The organism is Gemmiger sp. An50 (assembly GCF_002161595.1).
Classification (GTDB): Bacteria; Bacillota; Clostridia; order Oscillospirales; family Ruminococcaceae; genus Allofournierella.
In genome coordinates, this window is record NZ_NFID01000033.1 from 1 (window position 1) to 2481 (window position 2481).

General features: G+C 51.9%; 1 rRNA gene. It reads left to right on the forward strand.

Annotated features, from left to right (window positions below):
- Nucleotides 1-2396: ribosomal RNA gene (locus B5G03_RS16830) — 23S ribosomal RNA — on the forward strand; the annotation flags it as partial.
- Nucleotides 2397-2481 lie beyond the last annotated feature (85 nt).

Sequence of the window (2481 nt, forward strand, 5' to 3'; positions counted from 1 at the left end):
GGGGGGACCACCCTCCAAGCCTAAATACTACCCAGTGACCGATAGCGTATAGTACTGTGAAGGAAAGGTGAAAAGAACCCCGGGAGGGGAGTGAAATAGAACCTGAAACCCTGTGCCTACAAGCACATAGAGCACGTCAAAGTGTGATATGGTACTTTTTGTAGAACGGTCCGGCGAGCGACTGTATGCAGCGAGGTTAAGTTGCTGGAGCAATGGAGCCGAAGCGAGAGCGAGTCTGAATAGGGCGATTTAGTTGCATGCAGTGGGCCCGAAACCGGGTGACCTATCCATGGTCAGGTTGAAGTGGAGGTAAAACTCCATGGAGGACCGAACCGACCTCCGTTGAAAAGGCGGCGGATGAACTGTGGATAGCGGAGAAATTCCAATCGAACCCGGAGATAGCTGGTTCTCCCCGAAATAGTTTTAGGACTAGCCTCATGTTAGATTTCCGGAGGTAAAGCACTGAATAGCCTAGGGCCCGAGAGGGTACCGAAGCTTATCAAACTAAGAATGCCGGAAAATTGATGCATGGGAGTCAGACTGTGTGAGATAAGTCTCACAGTCAAAAGGGAAACAGCCCAGATCTACAGCTAAGGTCCCAAAGCAGGTTTAAGTGGAAAAGGATGTGAAGTTGCTAAGACAACCAGGACGTTGGCTTAGAAGCAGCCACTCATTTAAAGAGTGCGTAATAGCTCACTGGTCGAGTGACTTTGCGCCGAAAATTCAACGGGGCTAAAACCTGCACCGAAGCTTAGGCAATGTCTTTGACATTGGGTAGGGGAGCGTTGTGTACGCGGTGAAGTTATAGCGTAAGCGGTAGTGGAGTGTACACAAGTGAGAATGCCGGAATGAGTAGCGAGAATTGTGTGAGAATCACAATGGCCGAAAGCCTAAGGTTTCTGGAGGAAGGTTCGTCCGCTCCAGGTTAGCCGGGAGCTAAGGTGAGGCCGAAAGGCGTAGCCGATGCACATACGGTAGAGATTCCGTAGCCACCGAAACAGTTAAGCATGGGGACACTTTTGAAATGTTCGTGCCGGGCGTTGGTTGCCCTGGTCGAAAGGGACCGAAATTTAGTAGGGAAGTCGAGCGTGGAGAGAGGCGAGAAAAGCCATGTGTATTTGTTAGGTGCCCGTACCGCAAACCGACACAGGTAGGTAGGAAGAGGATTCTAAGGCCAACGGGAGAAGGGTTGTTAAGGAACTCGGCAAGTTGACCCCGTAACTTCGGGAGAAGGGGTGCTCACGAGAGTGAGCCGCAGAGAATAGGCCCAAGCAACTGTTTAGCAAAAACACAGGTCTGTGCTAAATCGAAAGATGACGTATACGGGCTGACACCTGCCCGGTGCTGGAAGGTTAAGGGGAGTTGTGCAAGCAGCGAACTGAAGCCCCAGTAAACGGCGGCCGTAACTATAACGGTCCTAAGGTAGCGAAATTCCTTGTCAGGTAAGTTCTGACCCGCACGAATGGTGTAATGATTTGGGCACTGTCTCAACAGCCCGCCCGGCGAAATTGTAGTACCGGTGAAGATGCCGGTTACCCGCGACAAGACGGAAAGACCCCATGGAGCTTTACTGTAGCCTAATATTGGGTCTTGGTATTACATGTACAGGATAGGTGGGAGACTAGGAAACTCGGGCGTCAGCTCGGGCGGAGTCACCCTTGGGATACCACCCTTGTGATACTAGGATTCTAACCTGCGGCCCTGAATCGGGTCGGGGGACATTGTTAGGTGGGCAGTTTGACTGGGGCGGTCGCCTCCTAAAGCGTAGCGGAGGCGTTCAAAGGTTGGCTCAGCATGGACGGAAACCATGCTATTGAGTGCAAACGCATAAGCCAGCCTAACTGCGAGACCGACGGGTCGAGCAGTAACGAAAGTTGGAGTTAGTGATCCGGTGGTATGTGAGTGGAAATGCCATCGCTCAACGGATAAAAGTTACCCTGGGGATAACAGGCTGATCTCCCCCAAGAGTCCACATCGACGGGGAGGTTTGGCACCTCGATGTCGGCTCATCGCATCCTGGGGCTGTATTCGGTCCCAAGGGTTTGGCTGTTCGCCAATTAAAGCGGTACGCGAGCTGGGTTCAGAACGTCGTGAGACAGTTCGGTCCCTATCTGTCGTGGGCGCAGGATATTTGATGGGATCTGTCCCTAGTACGAGAGGACCGGGATGGACGCACCTCTGGTGCACCAGTTGTCACGCCAGTGGCACAGCTGGGCAGCTATGTGCGGATCGGATAAACGCTGAAAGCATCTAAGCGTGAAGCCGGCCCAAAGATAAGATATCCCACTGAGTTAATCAGGTAAGACCCCTTGAAGACTACAAGGTTGATAGGCACAAAGTGTAAGCGCGGTGACGCGTTGAGCTAGCGTGTACTAATAGGTCGAGGGCTTGACCACAAGTCTTTATGGTACTTCTAATTTGTCCGCAGTTTATTATTCAGTTTTGAGGGTGCATCCCTCGGGTAAAGAGAATATGTAAGGC